Raw genomic sequence first — 16,984 nt, 5'->3', positions numbered from 1 at the left:
GCGAGCGGTGCGGCGTCCCGCCCTATGGCTGAACGGCGGCACCGTCGAGACCGGTGACACAGGGCCCGTCGAGGCCCACGACGAGGACGGCCGCGTCGTCCTCGTGCCCCACGCTCTCCGCGCCCTTGATCACGGCCCCGGCGAGCGCGTGCGCCTCCAGTCCGGCCACGGCGGCGATGCCCGCGAGCCGCACCACCTGCTTGAGCCCGTCCTCGATGTCCAGCGAGGGTCCCTCGACCACGCCGTCGGTGAGCAGGACGAACATGCCGCCGGTGGTCAGGTGGTGCCGGGTCACCGGGTACTCCATGCCCCGCTGGATGCCGAGCGGCGGTCCGCCCTCGTCGTCGACCACCCCGGACTGGCCCTCGGCCGTGGCCCACACGAAGGGTATGTGCCCGGCCCGGGCGCTCTCCAGCACGCCCGTGACCGGGTCGAGCCGCATGAAGGTGCAGGTGGCGAAGAGGTCGCTGCCCAGCGAGAGCAGCAGGTCGTTGGTCCGGGCGAGCAGGTCGCCCGGCTCGCTGGTGACGGAGGCGAGGGCGCGCAGCCCCGCCCGGACCTGCCCCATGAAGGCGGCGGCCTCGATGTTGTGGCCCTGGACGTCGCCGATGGAGAGCCCGATCCGGCCGTCGGGCATGGTGAAGGCGTCGTACCAGTCGCCGCCCACGTTCAGGCCGTAGGTGGCGGGCGCGTACCGCACCGCCAGGTGCAGGCCGCAGGCGGTGGGCAGGTCCCGGGGCAGCATGCCGCGCTGCAGCGCGATGGCCAGTTCGACCTGGGTGCGCTGCTGCTCCGCCCGCTCGCGCGCCTGGGCGGTCAGCGACCCGAGCCTGGCCAGCAGCTCGTCGCCGTCGTCCGTGGTGCGCTTGCGGGGCATGGATCACTTCCGGACGGGCCGGGTGGCCCTTCGGGGTAAACGCCTAGATTTTACCTATTCCGGATGATCCTGCCCCAGGGGAGCGCCTACCGGCCCTGCCGGTCAGCCGCCGACCTCCGAGTCGATACCGGTGATCACAGCGGGTCCCAGCGGGGCCGTGTTCTCGTCGAGCCCCGCGCTGCGCAGCGCGGAGTCCGCGAGCCGGCGGGCCTCCTGCTCGGCGTGCGGCCCGGTGTCAGCGTCGACGGTGAGGCGCAGGGTGAAGGTGTTGTCCTCGTTGACGCTGAGCACGTCCAGGTCCTCGGTGCTGCCCATCCGCGTACTGTGCGGGTCGGCGGGCCTGAGCGCCCGGCCCAGTACCTCGCGGGTGTCGGCCCCGACTCCCGCGGTGAAGGTACCGGGCACGGTGATGACGTAGGTCGTCATGACGATCCTTTCCTCGGGCGTCACCACGCCTACCCAGCCGTCCGGCGCTGACTCCTGCGCGGGCCGGTCCTCTGCGCGGCGAAGAGAGCGGGCGCGACCGCGGTTCGGCTCCGGTCCCGGTCCGGCCGCGGGGTCAGACCCAGCCGTCGAGGGCCGCCATGAAGCCCTCGAAGTCGTCCCGGTAGAGGGTGTGGCCGGCGGTCGTGACGGTGCGGACCTCGAAGCCCGCCCGAGTCAGCCGCTCCGCGAGGGCGGGGGGCACCAGGGCGCTGGAACCGGCCCGCACCACCAGCGAGGGCACCACGGGGCGGGCCGGGGTCCTGCTGACGGCGTAGACGTCCGCCAGGGCGTGGGCGGTCGCGGGGTCCCAGAGGGCGAGGGTGGCCAGTTCCACGTCGACATCGGCCTCCTCCCAGCGCGGGTTGAAGTGCGTGATCATCGCGCGGCTCGCGGTCTTGAAGTCCGCGAACAGGGCGCCGGCCGAGGCGAGGCCCGCGGCCGGCTCCCAGGCCGGGTCGCAGTAGACGGCCCGGGCCGGTGCCAGCCGCTCGACGGCCAGGGCCAGCGCCATCGCGCCGAGCGAGTGCCCGATCGCCAACTCCGGTTTGCCCGGGAGGGTTTCCACCAGGTCACCGGCCCAGATCTCGGCCCCGTACGCGCCGCGCCCGCTGGCTCCGTGCCCGCGCAGGTCCACGCCGACGACCCGGTAGCCCTTGTCCGCGAGGACCGGGGCGACGCGGCGCCAGGTCCTGTGGTCGGACATGATCCCGTGCACCAGGACGGCGACCCGGTCCCCGGTCCCCCACTCGTGGGTGTGCAGCCTCATCGACACGCCTCTCTCGTCCGGACTCCCGGAAGATCCTTCCAGCGCGCCGGCCACGGATCCAGCCGCCGCGGCCGGCGGGGCGACTCGGGTGGACAGCAGTGCGGTCGGCGCCCCTCCAGCGGCGCCTCACAGCGGGGAGTGGGCCACCACGACGACGTAGGCGCCGTACAGGACGGACACCGCGGCGAGCGCGCCGACGACGAGCAGCGCCCGGGCCGGCCGCACCCGCCAGGTGCGGGCGAGGGCGCGCGCCGGCGGGATCAGCAGCGGGAACACCGGGAGCAGGAAGCGCGGCTTGGACGAGAACGAGCCGGAACCGCACGCCACGAGCAGCACCAGCACCCCGGCGAAGACCACCAGGACCAGCGGGGCGCGGTCCAGGCAGAGCAGCCCGAAGAGCACGACGCAGGTCAGGACGATGATCAGGGCCGCCGGGTAGACGACGCCGCCGCCGTACAGGAACAGGGCCCTGAGGAAGCGCAGGGCGCCGGCGCCGAAGTCGAAGCGCGAGTCCCAGGCGCTCTGCACCTTGAAGTAGCCCCCGAACAGGTCGCCCGTGCGCTCCCCCACCCAGAGCACGTAGCCGAACCAGCCGAGCGGCGCGATCAGGGCGCCGGCCCACACGGTGGCCGGCACCCGGCCACGCCGCCGCAGGACCTCCTGCGCGGCGGCGATGCCGACGGCCGCCGCCACCGCGAACCCGGTCGGCCGGGACAGGCCCGCCAGCGCGGCCAGCGAACCGGCCCACAGCCAGCGGTCCTTGAGCACGCAGTACAGGGACCAGACGGCCAGGGCGGCGAACAGGGACTCGGTGTAGGCGATGGTCAGTTCGACGGCGTGCGGCAGCACGGCCCACAGGCCGACCAGGGCGGTGGCGACGGCGCGCCCGTACAGGTGGTGGCCGAGGCGGTAGAGGCCGTACGCGGCCACCAGCGCGGCGGCCCAGGCGACGAGCAGCGCGGCCTGGCCCGCGGTGAGCGGGGAGACCGTGGTCAGGGCGCGGATGAGGCCGGGATAAAGCGGGAAGAACGCCCAGTCCGCCTGTACCCCGCCGGTGGGGGTGATCCAGATGAGCCGGCCGTAGCCGTGCGTGGCGATGTGCAGGTACCAGCGGGAGTCCCAGGAGTGGGCCAGGCTCCTGGCCGCGGAGTGCCCGGTGAGGTGCCCGGCGGCGAGCACGGCGGCGACACCGGCGAGCCGGACCGCCCCGAACAGCGCGAGGGCCCGCAGGGCGCCCTCGGGGACCCGGTGCCGGCGGAGGTGCGCGAGGGAGGGGCGGCGGAGCGGACGGAAGACCGCGTCGGACTCGGGCCGGGGTACGGAGGACGTGCTCACGCCCCGACCTTGGTCACGCCGCGTGGGGCACGCAATCCGCGACCCGGGTTTCTTACGGTGTTCCACCCTGATTCAGGAATCGGAGCGCGCCCACGCTCCGCCCGCGCTCCCTGCGCGCCCTGCTCGCGCCCCCTTGGCAGCCCCCCGCCGGAGCCCACATGGAGGTGCGGTTACCATATGAGCGCTGCCTAGCTCGAAAGATGGATCCGTGACTGTCAACGCTGTCAACGACGACTCGTTCACCAACTGGAAGATCCGCGAGGAGATCGCGGAGTCGATGATCCCGCTCATCGGGAAGCTGCACCGCGAGCAGGACGTGACCGTCCTGCTGCACAGCCGCTCCCTGGTGAACAAGTCGGTGGTCAGCATCCTCAAGACGCACCGCTTCGCCCGGCAGATCGCCGGCGCCGAGCTGTCGGTCACCGAGACCATGCCGTTCCTCCAGGCGCTCACCACGCTGGACCTCGGGCCGTCCCAGATCGACCTGGGCATGCTGGCCACCTTGTACCAGGCCGACGACCGCGGGCTGAGTGTGGCGGAGTTCACCGCCGAGGCCGTCGCGGGTGCCACGGGCGCCAACAAGATCGAGCGCCGCGAGCCGCGCGACGTCGTGCTGTACGGCTTCGGCCGGATCGGCCGGCTCGTCGCCCGGCTGCTGATCGAGAAGTCCGGCTCCGGCAACGGCCTGCGGCTGCGCGCCATCGTGGTGCGCGGGGGCGGCGCGCGGGCCGCCGGGGACCTCGTCAAGCGCGCCTCGCTGCTGCGCCGGGACTCCATCCACGGCCAGTTCCAGGGCACCATCACGGTGGACGAGGACAACAGCACGATCGTCGCCAACGGCAACGAGATCAAGGTGATCTACGCCGACGACCCGTCGCACGTGGACTACACCGAGTACGGCATCCGCGACGCCATCCTCATCGACAACACGGGCAAGTGGCGCGACCGCGAGGGCCTGTCCAAGCACCTGCGCCCCGGCATCGAGAAGGTCGTGCTGACCGCGCCGGGCAAGGGCGACGTCCCGAACATCGTGCACGGCGTCAACCACGACACCATCAAGCCGGACGAGCGGATCCTGTCCTGCGCCTCCTGCACCACCAACGCGATCGTCCCGCCGCTGAAGGCCATGGACGACGAGTACGGCGTGCTGCGCGGCCACGTGGAGACCGTCCACTCGTTCACCAACGACCAGAACCTGCTGGACAACTACCACAAGTCAGAGCGCCGGGGCCGGTCCGCGGCGCTCAACATGGTCATCACCGAGACCGGTGCCGCCTCCGCCGTCGCGAAGGCGCTGCCCGACCTGAAGGCGAAGATCAGCGGCAGCTCGATCCGCGTCCCGGTGCCGGACGTCTCGATCGCGATCCTCAACCTCCAGCTGGCCCGCGAGACCACCCGCGAGCAGGTGCACGACTACCTGCGCGAGGTCTCCCTGACCTCGCCGCTCAAGCGCCAGATCGACTTCATCACGGCGCCCGACGCGGTCAGCAGCGACTTCATCGGCTCCCGGCACGCCTCGATCGTGGACGCCGGCGCGCTCAAGGTCGACGGGGACAACGCGATCCTCTACCTCTGGTACGACAACGAGTTCGGCTACTCCTGCCAGGTCGTCCGGGTCGTCCAGCACGTCTCGGGCGTCGAGTACCCGACGTACCCGGCCACGGCGGTCTGACCCGCCGGCCACGACGGCGTACGGCGTGCGGCGGCCGCCGACCGGGGTTCCGGTCGGCGGCCGCCGTCTTTCCCGGGTGCCCGGTCAGGCCTTCGCCGGCCTGGCGCAGGCGCCCGCGGCGCACGCCGTGAGCCACTGGTCGAAGTCGGCGTCGTAGCGGGTGCCGATGCCGTCGTGGTAGACGGCGTAGCCGCCGGTGTAGTCACCGGCGCGGAAGCGGGCGAGCATGCGCTGGACGTCGTCGGGGTGCCGCTCGGCCATGTAGCGCACGGCGAGGTAGCCCCACGGGTAGGTCCGGGTCACGTCGCTGTTGTCGTAGGTGTTCTCGAACAGGGTGCTCAGCCGGTACGTGTGCTTGCCGGCCTCCTGGATCGCCTGGTCGTCGGCGAGGCCCCGGTAGCCGTAGGAGACGTACTCGGCGACGCCCTCGATCCACCACACGTCCGGCACCGAGATCTGCCGGCCGAAGTCGCCCAGCATGTCGTCACGGCCGTCCAGGAAGTGCGTGTACTCGTGGTTGAGGTTCCAGATCCGGGCCGTGAAGCCGTCGTCGTAGTCCTTCTGGTACATGATCGAGGTGGCCTGGTTGGCCGGGTCCGAGGGGTCGCCCTCCAGGGTCATGCCGCCGTTGTCGGTGCTGATGCCGAAGATCGCGCCCGCGTAGGTCTGGTAGTCGGCCCGGCTCGCGAAGACGACGAGCCGGAGGGTGGAGACGTACTGGCCGGGCACCGGGCCCGCGGCCTTCACCAGGGAGCGGAAGTAGGCGTCCTGGCCGAGGACGCTCGCGCAGGCGGCGTCGAGGTCGGCGGCGGTCAGGGCCTGGGCGCGGACGGTGATGTTCGCGTCGCAGCGGTGCACGGTGGGCAGGACGGCCTCGGTCAGCTTGCCCGGCAGGTCGCAGACGCCGTAGGAGGAGCAGTTCGCGGCGTCGTAGTAGCTCGCCTGGGTCGCCACGGCCACCCACAGGCCGGCCGTCGGGCCGGTCATGGCGGTCGCGTCCAGCAGCTCCTTCGTCAACGGCTGTGCGGTGTCGCGGAGTTCGGGATGCTCGACGTAACGGGCCACGTTCATGCCCGCGTTGGAGTCGAGGAAAGCCAGATTCGTGCCGAGCTGGTCGGTGTTGGCCAGCGCGAAGTCGTACAGGGTGTCGATGACGCGCGGGTCGGCCGCCACCGCCCTGACGTACTCGGGGTTCCAGTTGCCGCGCCACAGCGGCGTGTAGACGTCGTTGACGGCCCTGATCATGCTGTCGACCGCGTCGTAGGAGCTGTCGTAGCCGTTGAGCAGCCGCCGGTAGACGTACAGGTAGCGGCCCTGCTGGTCGGCGCTGTCGGTGAGGACGACGGCCTCACCGAGGATGTCGCCGTTGGCGGCGCTGACGTCGCGCGTGTGGGACCGGGCGAAGAAGGTGTCCAGGCCGGCCGTGACGGCTGAGGTCAGCCTGGACGTGTACGCGCCCACGTCACCGGCGTGGTTGAACTGCACGTAGTAGCCGGCGCGCAGGAACAGGACCAGTTGTTCCAGGCTCCCGGAGTTGTCCCCGCGGTACTTCCCGGCCGTGCTCGTGAACGCGTTCGCCACGGTGACCATCTGGGCCTGCCGGAAGACGTCGTGGGCGTCCCGGCCGGTGACCGCGAACAGGGTGTTCACGCAGTCCGGCGTGGACGCCTTCACGAACGCGACGAGGGAGCTTCCGGACCGGCCGCCGAAGTCGGCCGGGGTGCAGGACGCCGCCCTCGCCGCGCCCCGCGGCGCGCTCTCCATGCTGCGCGTGGACGCCGGTGCCCGCGGCGGGAGCTGGGCCGGGCTGAGTCTCCTCGCCGGGGCCGCGGGACGCTCGGTGGCCCCCGCGGCCGGGCCGGCGGGCGGCGGGGCGGGGGCGTGCTTCTGGGCCGTGCGGGCGGTGGTGGGGTGCTGCTGGGGCGAGGCCAGGGCCGGGGTCGAGAGCAGGCCCGCCACGGTGACGCAGACGGCGGCGGCGCCGGCCATGCGTCCGGGCAGCGCGAAGCGATAGCGCATCTGGGGTTCCTCCACGAAATGACGCGCCTCTGTGGGGTGTTGAGGCGTGAGTGGCACTGTCCCAGCGGCCCGCCCGCGACAACAATGGCGTGTGACATAGCACATGGCACCGCTCGCCCATAACATCGCGGCCCGCCGGGCCGGGTGGGGCTCAGGCCCCGGCGGTGCTCCAGGTGCGCGACGCCCAGTTCCGCAAGTGCGGTGCCTGGGCGACGAGATCGCGGTAGGCGGCCAGCGCCGACTGCACGAGCGTGTCCGCCACGTCCTCGGAGACGGTGCCGGGCCGCCAGGCCAGCACGTAGCGGCACCACAGCGGCGAACCGGCCAGCGGCTTGACCGCGACGTGCGGGATGGGGCGCAGCGTCGGCTGCACCAGGGAGACGCCGAGGCCGTCGGCGATCATGCTCTGCAGCTGGCCCTGGTCGCCCAGGAACTCGTGCACGGCGGCCGGTGTGAACCCGGCGGCGGCGCAGGCGTCGTAGAACACGCCGGGCCAGCCGGCGCCGTCGTCGGGGGTGACGAACCAGTCGTCCTCGGCCAGGTCCGCGAGCTGCACCTGGGCGCTCTGGCGCAGCCGGTGGCGGGCGGGCAGGGCCACGAAGGTCGGCTCGGTGACGATCCCCCGGTGCCGCACGGCGGCCGAGTGCCGCAGCTCCATGCCCGGGTAGTCGGCGGCTATCGCGACGTCCACCGTGCCCTCCTCCAGCAGCTCGACGATCCGTGAGGAGGCGTAGACGCTGGTCAGGGTGAGGGACAGGTCGGGCAGCCGGGCGCGGACGCGGGACACCGTGCCGGAGAGCATGGGCGAGTTGGTCGAGGCCACCCGCAGGGTCCGGCGGGGCGCGGCGGAGGGTCTGCGGTGGCCGATGGCGTCGGCGCGGGCCAGCACGTCCCGGGCCTGGGCGACGACCTCGGCGCCGTACGGGGTGGGCCGCACCCCGCCGGCTCCGCGCTCGAAGAGCGGCTCGCCCAGGTGCCGCTCGATGCGTCGGAGCTGGGTGCTGACCGCGGGCTGCGAGTACCCGAGGTGTGTGGCGGCGCGTCCGACGCTGCCCGCGTCGGCGATCGCGCACAGCACCCGCAGATGCCGTAGCTCCAGCTCCATCGCTCCACTCCCCGTTCCGTCCCACGACCGGCACCCGGAGATTGTCCGTCACCCGGGAAACCGGTGCTCACGCCCCCCGCCGGTCGGGGCCGGGGCCGGGCTGGCGGACGGAAGCGTTCCACCGTGCCGTCGCGGGCACAAGGCGCACGGACGGGCCGGTCCGGTGGCGCACCGGGTACGGAGGATCGTCCCCGCCCTGCGAGGTGCCGGGCGAGCGGGGACGGACCGGCGGCGCCGGCGCCCCACACGCGTCACACGAGGTGGGCGAAGACCACCAGGTTGTCGGTGTAGTCCTTCACCGAGTGGTCGTAGTCACCCGCGCAGGTGATCAGCCGGGCCTCGGGGCGGTCGGCGTCGGCGTACACGCGCTCGCTCGGGAAGTCGTCCTTGGCGAACGTCTCCGTGTCGTCCACCTCGAAGTTCGCGGTCCGCCCGTCGGCGCGGTCGACGGAGAACCGGTCGCCGGGTTCGAGCTGGTCCAGGTTGGCGAAGACGGCGGCCGAGGTCACCGTGTCGACGTGCCCGGCGATGATCGAGGTGCCCGTCTCGCCGGGAGAGGCGCCCTTGGCGTACCAGCCGACCAGGTTGGTGTTGTCCGCGGGCGGCGGTTCGAGCTGGCCCGTGGGGCCGAGGGTCAGGGCGGCGAACGGCGCGTCCACCGAGATCTTCGGGATGAGGAGCCTGGTCGGCACGGAGTGCGGCAGCGCGTCGCCGCCCTCGCCGGGCCGGGTGTCGGAGCGCACGGAGCTGGTCGGGCCGGAGGCGCGGGGAGCGGCCGGGGTCTCGCGCGACCCGTGGTGGCCGCCGAAGAGGCTGACGCCGAGGAAGACGATCGCCACGCCCCACAGGGTCAGCCGCCCGCCGCGGCCGGACTGCCGCTCGTCCCGCGCCGGTTCGGCGGGGGGTGGGGTGGGGGGAGCTGCTGCCATCGGACACCACCTCATTCGGCACGGCAGCACGGGGTTCGGGTTCGCGGGGCGCGGGCCGCCGGCACGGTGCGCGCCGGCGGCGTCCGCGGTCCCCGCGAAGGCGGGTGAGCGGTCAGGACGCCGGCGCGACGGCCTTCTTGCGGCGCAGCGCGTACAGACCCGTCGCGCCTACGGCGAGCACGGCCAGGCCGCCCGCGGTGACACCGGGCTGGGCGAGGCCGCCGCCGCCGGTGTGCATGCCGCCGTGGGGCTTCTCCTGGTCGTCGCCGCCGCCCCAGTCGTCCTTGCCACCGCCGCTGTCCCGGCCGCCGCCGCCGCTGTCGCGACCGCCGCCGCTCTCCTTGCCGCCACCGCCGCCGTCCCGGCCGCCACCGCTCTCCTTGCCGCCACCGCTCTCCTTGCCACCGCCCTGGTCCTTGTCGCGGTAGGTGTCGGGGTCGAACCTGCTGTCGTCGCCGCCCGACCCCCAGTCGTCGCCACGGACGGCCGCGAGGGCGCCGCCGCCCGTGTGCATTCCGCCGCGCGGCTCGTCGCGTCCGCCGCCCTTGCCGCGCTCCGTGCTGTAGTCGTTGTCGTGGTCCTTGCCTGAGCCCTTGCCCCGTTCGTTGTCGGAGCCCTTGCCCCGGCCGGAATCGCTGTCGTGGTCGCTGCTGTACGAGGAGTCGTCGCGGCCCCAGTCGTCCCCGGCCGGTACGGCGAACGCGGCCCCGGGCGCTGAGAAGGAGAGGGCGGCGGTTGCGGCCGCCGTGGCGAGGATGATGCGGGCAGAACGCATGTCGAGGTCCTTCCGCCGTGGCCGGGCAGCGGATTCGGCATCAGCTGAATGGACCCGGCCTCGACATGAACCACCGTCAGTCAGGCCGTGGCGGCGCACCATCCGGGCCGCCCAGCCGGGTCATCACGCCACCCGTCTGTCCCAGCGACACGCCGGTGCACCCCCCATCCGGGCCAGTGCGCTTCACCCCGACGGCACCTCGACGGCAGCCCGACGGCACCTCGACGGCAGCCCGACGGCAGTTCGACGGCAGCCAGGGGGCACCCCCTCCCCCGGGCCGTCCGCCACCCTCCCGCCACGGACGGCTCGCAGGCCGCGCCTCCGTCCGGGTGGACACGGAAACGGCCGCGGCGGCCGCGGCAGCGGTCCGACGGCGGACGGCCGGCCATCAACACGGCACGGCGACGGCGAAGTTGGCCATTCCCGGCACGCGCCTCCGTCGGGCCCGGCCGGTGTCCCCCGTCCGGGCGGATTGGGCCGTACGGCGGCGGGGGCATCCATGGCCTGGATCCGACGAACCATCACCGCACGGCGGCGTCGCGCGTCCCCGTCGCCGGGAAGGGGCCGTCCGTGCCCGCCGCAGCCCCGCCCGACGGCGGGACCCGCCGTCTGCTCACCACCGTCCTGGCCGCCCTGATCGGGCTCGCCGCCGTCGCCGCACCGGCGCGGGCCGACGCCGGGCCGGTGACGGTGTTCCCGATCACCACCACGCCCGGCACCCTCCCCGCCGGCATCACCGCCGGGCCGGACGGCGCGCTGTGGTTCACCGGGTCGGGGGTCGGCCGGATCGGGCGGATCACCACGGGCGGCGCGGTCACCGACTTCCCCACCTCCCGTCCGGACAGCTTCCCGTTCGGCATCACCGCGGGCCCGGACCGGGCGCTGTGGTTCACCGAGGGCAAGGGGAACCGGATCGGCCGGATCACCACCGCCGGCCGGGTCACGGAGTTCCCGGTGCCGGCGGCGGGCGCCTTCCCCGCCGGGATCGCGGCCGGCCCCGACGGCGCCCTGTGGTTCACCGAGCAGGACGGCGACAGGATCGGCCGGATCACCACGGCCGGCCGGGTCACCGAGTTCGCGCTGCCCACGGCGGACGCCGCCCCGTCCGCCATCGCCGCGGGTGCGGACGGCGCCCTGTGGTTCACCGAGCCGGCCGGCCGCAGGATCGGGCGGATCTCCGTCACCGGCCGGATCACCGAGTTCCCGCTGCCCGGGGTCGCGGACTTCCCCGGTGACATCGTCGCCGGTCCCGGCGGCATGTGGTTCACCGTGTCGGGACCGGACGCGGTCGGCCGGATCGACGCCGCAGGGCGGGTCACCCGGTTCGCGCTGCCCGGCGCCGACAGCGGGGCGAGCGGGATCACGCTCGGACCGGACGGACACGTCTGGTACGCCGACCCGGCCGGGCGGATCGGGCGGGTCGGCCCGGACGGCACGGTCACCGCCTTCGCGGTGCCGGGCGGCGCCGAGGGGGTGCCGCCCTTCCGGCTCACGGCCGGCCCCGGCCGGACGGTGTGGTTCACCCAACTGTTCGGCAACGCCGTGGGGCGGGTGAGCTCCCCCGCCGCCTGACGGCGCGCGCGAGCCGCACGCACGAGCCGCATGGACGCCGCACGGCCGGGCCGGCCCGCGTTCCTCACGTACCCCTCGCGCCCCCCTTGTTATGACCGCCGTCATAGCGCAGTCTTGTGGCCACGGGCGGACGTGGTGGGAGGAACGAGTGGCGGGCGTGGTCGCGCGGGAGATGTGGGAGCGGTTCGAGCCGGTGCACGATCTGGTGTACTTCGCGCCCGAGGCCCGGCGGGCCGCGGACGGGCTCGGCATGCGCGGGTTCTGGATGGGCTACTTCGCGCTACGGGCTGCCCCGCTCGGCGCGGTGTCCCCGTCGGTGGTGACGAGCAGTTTCTACGTCTTCCATCCCGCGCGGGTGGCCCGGGCGCTGCCGGACGCCTGGACGTACGCGGCTCCCGGGGACGTGCTGGCCGCCCGCTCGGAGGCCATGGAGGCGGCGATGACCGGCCTGTTCGGGGCGGAGGCGGTGGAGTCGGCCGCGCTGGCCGAGGCGGCCGACCTCGCGTGGGAGGCGGCGGCCGGCGCGGACACGGCGGGCCGGGTGCTGGCCGGCGCCAACCAGGCGCTGGAGCGGCCGGAACGACCGGCGGCTCGGCTGTGGCAGGCCCTGACGACCCTGCGCGAGCACCGGGGCGACGGACATGTCGCGGTCCTGGTGGGCCAGGGGCTCGGGCCGGTGGAGGCCATGGTGCTCAAGGCGGCCGCCGGGGAGTCCGACGGAGCGTTCCTGCGCGAGACCCGCAAGTGGGCCCAGGAGGACTGGACGGCAGCCGGGACCGGCCTGCGGGAACGGGGCCTCCTCACCGGGGACGGCGGGCTGACGCCGGCGGGCGAGGCGGAACGCGCGCTGGTGGAGACCCGGACCGACGAGGCGGCCGGGCGGCCGTGGGCGGTGCTCGGCGCGGAACGCACCGAGCGGCTCGCCGGGCTGCTGGAGCCGCTGGCCCGCGCCGTCCTGGGCTCCGGGCTGCTGCCGCCCGGCAACCCGGTGGGGCTGACCGGACGGCTGCTCGCCGGCCGGTGAGACACCGGTGGGGCCGGTGTCCGCGGGCGTCCCGCGCCCGGGGTCACCGGGCCGGGGACGCCCGCAGGGGGCCGGGACGCGTGGCTACCAGGCCACCGGCAGCCGCTCGGGTATCCGCTTCATGAAGCCGGTGCGCCAGACCAGTTGACCGGGGGGCACGGCGAGCGCGAGGTCCGGCAGGCGGTCGAGCAGCACCTCCAGGGCGATCCGGGCGTGTGCGCGGCCGAGGGCGGTGGCCGGGCAGTAGTGGGCGCCGCCGCCGAAGGAGAGGTGGTCGGCGGCGTTGTCCCGGTGCACGTCGAAACGGTCCGGGTCGGGGAACTTCGCCGGGTCGAGGTTCGCGCCCTCCACCAGCACCAGGACCAGTTCGCCCGCGCGCACCTCCACGTCGCCGAGCCGGACGTCCGCCAGCGCCAGCCGGGGCAGCGCGTCGCCGATGGAGAGGTTCACCCGCAGCAGTTCCTCGACACCCGGGCCGATCAGGTCGGGCCGGCCCCTGAGCAGGTCACGGGCGACGGGATGGGTGAGCAGGTAGACCAGGGCCATGGCGAGGAAGCCCGAGGTGGAGACGACGCCCGCACCGAACATGGTCACGCCGACGGTGGCGAGCATCTCGCCGGTGAGGTGGGCGTACTCGGGGTCGGCGCGCAGGGCCGCGAGTTCGCCCATGAGTCCATGGGTGGCGGGGTCGTCGAGGAGCGCGGACATCCGGGCGATGTCCCGGTCCCAGTTGAGCTTCGCGCCGGTGACCGGGCACGGGGAGTTCATGAAGGCGATGTCCAGGCTGCGCAGGAAGGCCGGTGCCTCGGTCGCCGGGATGCCGAGGAGGTGGCAGTGCATGCCCGCCGAGTACGGCTCGCAGAACACCCCGCGCAGGTCGGCGGTGGGCCCGTCGGCCACCATCTGGTCCACCAGGCGGTGGGCGTCCTCGCGCAGCCGGTCCAGCAGCCCCGGCGCCTTGGGGTTGAGCGCCCTGAGCACCGCCCGGCGCAGCCCCGCCCCGGTGATGTTGCCCATGTTGTTCACGACCTCGGGCGGGATGGTCAGCGCGTACTGGCGCGGGACGCCGGGCGCGGAGGTGTCCTTGAGGGAGAAGCGGTCGTCCTTGAGGACCTGCCGGCACAGCTCGTACGAGGACACCAGCCACGCCTCGTCGCCGGCGATGGTCCGCACCCGCCGTACCGGGGCGGTGGCGCGCAGTTCCTCGACGCCGGCGGGCACCCGGGTGCCGTCCCAGGAGAACGGGAAATCCAGCGGGGCGGGGATGTCGGGCGCGGTGGTCATGCCGCGGCTCCTTCCGGGGCGGCGGGCGTCACGATGGCGTGGCCCTGGTTGCGGGAGGCGCGCAGACCGGCGCCGCGGGAGTACAACAGCTCGGCCATCGGCAGCAGTTGGTGATAGCAGTTGAGCGAGGAGGGCACCTTGAGGATGGCGGGGGTGTCCAGGAACAGCGGGGCCTCGGCGCACACGTACTCCAGGCACACGGCGCGCCGCCGCTCGCCGGCCGGCTCGCCGCGGGCGGCCAGGAAGCGGCTCACCAGGGCGTCGCAGACGGCACGGAAGTCGGCGTCGGTGCGCAGCCTGTCCTTGAGCTGCCGGTGGATCTCCTGGTAGGCGGGGTCGGTGCGGAACGCCGACATCGGGCGCCAGGCGAGCCGGGAGCCGTCCGGGTCGGCCGCGGAGACCGCGTCGCGCACTTTGGCCCGCACGCCCCGCAGGTTCTTCACCGCCTTGCGGCGGGCCTCGTCGGGGGCGTAGCCGGACGCCTCGTACATCTCTGCCACGTAGAGGTCGGTGTAGACGAAGTCGACCCTGTCGAAGTGGTCCAGTCCCCAGCGGGCGAGGTCGTGCAGGCGCCGGGCCGAGAAGTAGCTGTTGCCCGGGGACACGCCGATCACCGCGTGTGCGCCCTCGCCGAGGATGACTTCGCAGTGCGAGGTGTAGGGCTGGACTTCGAAGACGTCGGCCATCAGCACGGATGCTGTGGTCACGGGGAAATCCTCCGCCGCGCGCTAGTCCCGCGAGGGCCTTGTGCCCCTGGTGTGGCGGTGCGGCGCCCTCACGCTAGCCGTACCGGGACGACACGGGTAGTGACCGCCTGGGTTTGGCTGGAATCAGTCGTAGCAATGGTCGAAGTGCCTTCAGGAGAGCCTCATTTGCGGGTCGTACGCTGAGCCCGTGGTCAACCGAGACGAGGATCCAGGGCAGGCGGCGTCCCGGCTCACCGGACGCCCGGTCGCGGGCGGGCGGCGGGCGTCCGGCACACCGGCCGAGGTGACGCTCGACGGCGGCACGGTGGTGATGGTCAAGCGCGGCGACGCCCCCGGCGCCGTCCGGGCGGAAGCGGCCGGGCTGCGCTGGCTCGGCGAGGCGGCGGCGGTCCGGGTGCCCGCGGTGCTCGGGCAGGACGAGCGGTGGCTGGTCACCGAGCGGGTACCGACCGGGCGTCCAGACGAGGACGCGGCGTCGCGTTTCGGCCAGGCGCTGGCGGCTCTGCACGCCGCCGGGGCACCGGCGTTCGGCGCGCCCCCGCCCGGCGGGCCCGAGGAGGCGTACATCGGCCGCGCGCCGATGCGCAACGCGCCGATGCCCGACTGGCCGGCCTGGTACGCCGAGCACCGGGTGCTGCCGTATCTGCGCGCGGCGGTCGACGCGGGGACCGTGCGGCCCGGGGAGGCCGCAGTGGTGGAGCGGGTCTGCGGGCTGCTGCCGGAGTTCGCCGGTCCCGCCGAGCCGCCCGCACGGCTGCACGGCGACCTGTGGAACGGCAATGTCCTGTGGGGTGCCGATGGTGATGTACGTCTCATCGACCCGGCCGCGCACGGGGGTCATCGGGAGACCGATCTCGCGATGCTCCGGCTGTTCGGATGCCCGCATCTGGAACGGGTGGTGACGGGGTATCAGGACATGGCACCCCTGGCCGACGGATGGCGGGAACGGGTGGGTATGCACCAGCTCTTCCCCCTCCTCGTGCACGCCGTGCTGTTCGGCCGTGACTACGCGGAACAGGCCCTCGGCGCCGCCCGGAACACCCTCGCGCGCTGAATCGCGGGGCGGAGGCGCACCTTCCCCCGCCCCTCCTGCGTCCTACTCCCGGACGCCCGAACGGCCCCACTCCGGACCATGGTCACGGAGTGTGAGGAAACCAACCACCCGTTCGATTCGTATAAGGACGTGAAAGCCGAATCAGGGAGAGACCGATGCAACCGTTCACGCTCAACTACGCGCGCCCCGCAGTGCAGTTGGACGTCACCACTCCGTACGCGTACGACTCCGGACTGCAGTTGAACGTCCTCCCGGACGGGCGGATCGCCGCCATGGACCACGCGACCCTGAGAGCTTTGGGGACAACGACCTCGACGGCCGGGTCCAAGACGCACTTCGACGACTGACGCGGGCCGGCGGATCATGACCGTGCTCATCCTGACCAGCGAAGAGGACGTGACGGCGGACATGGTGGTCCTCCGGCTGGGCGAGGCGGGCGTGCCCGTGGTCCGGCTCGACCCCGCCGATCTCACCAGCGGGGTGGCCCTGTCGGGCGAGTACGTGCAGGGCGCCTGCGGCGGACACCTGTCCGTCGGCGGGCGCCTGGTGAGCATGAGCGGCCTGCGCTCCGTCTGGGTGCGCAGGCCCGGGGCGGCGGCCGCGCGCGCCGCCCAGCCGTCCGCCTGGCTGACCGAGGAGTCGTCCCAGGCGCTGTACGGCATGCTGCGCTGTACCGACGCCCGCTGGATGAACGATCCGGACGCCGCCCGGCGGGCCCGCCACAAGCCGTGGCAGCTGCGGCTCGCCCAGCGCAGCGGGCTCGCGGTGCCGGCCACGCTGATCACCACGTTCCCGCAGGCGGCCAGGGAGTTCGCCGAACGGTTCCCGGACCTGGTGGTCAAGCCGGTGTCCGGTGCGCACCCGCAGGAGCCGCCGCGCGCGGTGCCCACCAGCAGGGTCGCGCCGGACGCCGACTTCTCGGCCGTCGCCTACGGCCCGACGCTGCTGCAGCGGCGGGTGCCCAAGCGTGCCGACATCCGGCTCACGGCCGTCGGCGACCGGCTGCTGGCCGCGCGCAAGCCGGCCGATCCGGACGCCCACCCCGACGACGTGGACGTACGCTTCGCGCCGTCGGTCTCCCCCTGGCTCCCGGCCGAGGTGCCGCCGCGGGTCGCCGAGGCCGTCCTGCGCTATCTGCGGGAGGCCGGGCTGGCGTACGGTGCCTTCGACTTCGCGGAGGACGCGGACGGGATCTGGTGGTTCCTGGAGTGCAACCAGTCCGGCCAGTTCGGCTTCGTCGAGATGGACACCGGCCTGCCGATCGCCGAGACGATCGCGCGGTGGCTGGCCGGGGACGGGGAACCGGTGATGCCCGGTGCCGGCGCCGACAGCGACCGGGGCAGGGCGTCGTGAGGGCACCGGGACCGGCACGGAGAGAG

At 73.7% G+C, this 16,984-nt stretch carries 16 protein-coding genes; 6 read left to right on the top strand and 10 right to left on the bottom strand.

Annotated features, from left to right (window positions below; all coding sequences use genetic code 11):
* Window positions 1–22: 22 nt before the first annotated feature.
* From PV343_RS10110 to PV343_RS10095, 4 genes are all read right to left on the bottom strand, one after another.
* Window positions 23–877: a PP2C family protein-serine/threonine phosphatase gene (locus tag PV343_RS10110; protein ID WP_319146491.1), complete on the bottom strand. Its 855-nt coding sequence runs from the start codon at window positions 875–877 to the stop codon at window positions 23–25.
* A 102-nt stretch (window positions 878–979) separates the two neighbouring features.
* Complete coding sequence (locus PV343_RS10105; RefSeq protein WP_020938085.1) at window positions 980–1,303, bottom strand: hypothetical protein; 324 nt, start codon at window positions 1,301–1,303, stop codon at window positions 980–982.
* 133 nt (window positions 1,304–1,436) lie between these two features.
* Complete coding sequence (locus tag PV343_RS10100; RefSeq protein WP_319146490.1) at window positions 1,437–2,129, bottom strand: alpha/beta fold hydrolase; 693 nt, start codon at window positions 2,127–2,129, stop codon at window positions 1,437–1,439.
* Window positions 2,130–2,255: 126 nt separating this feature from the next.
* Window positions 2,256–3,464, bottom strand: a complete 1,209-nt coding sequence (locus PV343_RS10095; RefSeq protein ID WP_319146489.1) for a glycosyltransferase family 39 protein — start codon at window positions 3,462–3,464, stop codon at window positions 2,256–2,258.
* Between the two features lie 208 nt (window positions 3,465–3,672).
* Here PV343_RS10095 and PV343_RS10090 point away from each other — a divergent pair, with 208 nt between their 5' ends.
* Window positions 3,673–5,136: a glyceraldehyde-3-phosphate dehydrogenase gene (locus PV343_RS10090; RefSeq protein WP_319146488.1), complete on the top strand. Its 1,464-nt coding sequence runs from the start codon at window positions 3,673–3,675 to the stop codon at window positions 5,134–5,136.
* An 84-nt stretch (window positions 5,137–5,220) separates the two neighbouring features.
* Here PV343_RS10090 and PV343_RS10085 read toward each other — a convergent pair whose 3' ends face one another.
* The 4 genes from PV343_RS10085 to PV343_RS10070 all read right to left on the bottom strand — a co-directional run bounded on the left by PV343_RS10085 (window position 5,221) and on the right by PV343_RS10070 (window position 9,964).
* On the bottom strand, window positions 5,221–7,155 hold the full coding sequence (locus PV343_RS10085) for a collagenase (protein ID WP_319146487.1): 1,935 nt from the start codon (window positions 7,153–7,155) through the stop codon (window positions 5,221–5,223).
* 151 nt (window positions 7,156–7,306) lie between these two features.
* On the bottom strand, window positions 7,307–8,260 hold the full coding sequence (locus tag PV343_RS10080; RefSeq protein WP_319146486.1) for a LysR family transcriptional regulator: 954 nt from the start codon (window positions 8,258–8,260) through the stop codon (window positions 7,307–7,309).
* A gap of 251 nt (window positions 8,261–8,511) precedes the next feature.
* Window positions 8,512–9,189 carry a class F sortase gene (locus PV343_RS10075; RefSeq protein WP_319146485.1) on the bottom strand — a complete coding sequence of 226 codons (678 nt, stop codon included), beginning with the start codon at window positions 9,187–9,189 and terminating at the stop codon, window positions 8,512–8,514.
* A 112-nt stretch (window positions 9,190–9,301) separates the two neighbouring features.
* Window positions 9,302–9,964: a hypothetical protein gene (locus tag PV343_RS10070; protein WP_319146484.1), complete on the bottom strand. Its 663-nt coding sequence runs from the start codon at window positions 9,962–9,964 to the stop codon at window positions 9,302–9,304.
* 570 nt (window positions 9,965–10,534) lie between these two features.
* On the opposite strand from PV343_RS10070, the gene PV343_RS10065 reads away from it, so the two are divergent.
* The gene (locus PV343_RS10065) at window positions 10,535–11,536 is read left to right on the top strand and encodes a hypothetical protein (RefSeq protein ID WP_319146483.1); all 1,002 of its coding nucleotides are present in this window, start codon (window positions 10,535–10,537) and stop codon (window positions 11,534–11,536) included.
* A 172-nt stretch (window positions 11,537–11,708) separates the two neighbouring features.
* Complete coding sequence (locus tag PV343_RS10060) at window positions 11,709–12,560, top strand: SCO6745 family protein (protein ID WP_387951795.1); 852 nt, start codon at window positions 11,709–11,711, stop codon at window positions 12,558–12,560.
* A gap of 84 nt (window positions 12,561–12,644) precedes the next feature.
* On the opposite strand, the gene PV343_RS10055 is transcribed toward PV343_RS10060, so the two are convergent.
* Complete coding sequence (locus PV343_RS10055) at window positions 12,645–13,844, bottom strand: cytochrome P450 (RefSeq protein ID WP_319146481.1); 1,200 nt, start codon at window positions 13,842–13,844, stop codon at window positions 12,645–12,647.
* Entirely contained in the window at window positions 13,841–14,551 is a 711-nt protein-coding gene (locus PV343_RS10050) for a tRNA-dependent cyclodipeptide synthase (protein ID WP_319146480.1), read from the bottom strand. The genes PV343_RS10055 and PV343_RS10050 overlap by 4 nt, the downstream gene beginning before the upstream one ends.
* 187 nt (window positions 14,552–14,738) lie before the next feature.
* Between PV343_RS10050 and PV343_RS10045 the strand changes: the two genes are divergently transcribed.
* The 3 genes from PV343_RS10045 (at window position 14,739) to tgmB (ending at window position 16,958) form a co-directional block, all read left to right on the top strand.
* Window positions 14,739–15,605 (top strand): fructosamine kinase family protein, encoded by an 867-nt coding sequence (locus PV343_RS10045; protein ID WP_319146479.1) that lies wholly within the window; start codon window positions 14,739–14,741, stop codon window positions 15,603–15,605.
* Between the two features lie 155 nt (window positions 15,606–15,760).
* Window positions 15,761–15,952, top strand: coding sequence for a putative ATP-grasp-modified RiPP (tgmA, locus tag PV343_RS10040; protein ID WP_319146478.1), 192 nt, complete (start codon window positions 15,761–15,763; stop codon window positions 15,950–15,952).
* 16 nt (window positions 15,953–15,968) lie between these two features.
* Window positions 15,969–16,958 (top strand): ATP-grasp ribosomal peptide maturase, encoded by a 990-nt coding sequence (tgmB, locus tag PV343_RS10035; protein WP_319146477.1) that lies wholly within the window; start codon window positions 15,969–15,971, stop codon window positions 16,956–16,958.
* Window positions 16,959–16,984: the final 26 nt, after the last annotated feature.

It is taken from the genome of Streptomyces sp. WI03-4A (assembly GCF_033792105.1).
GTDB lineage: Bacteria > Actinomycetota > Actinomycetes > Streptomycetales > Streptomycetaceae > Streptomyces > Streptomyces collinus_A.
Note: the sequence above shows the minus strand (reverse complement) of the source record. Positions and strands in the feature narration are given on the sequence as shown.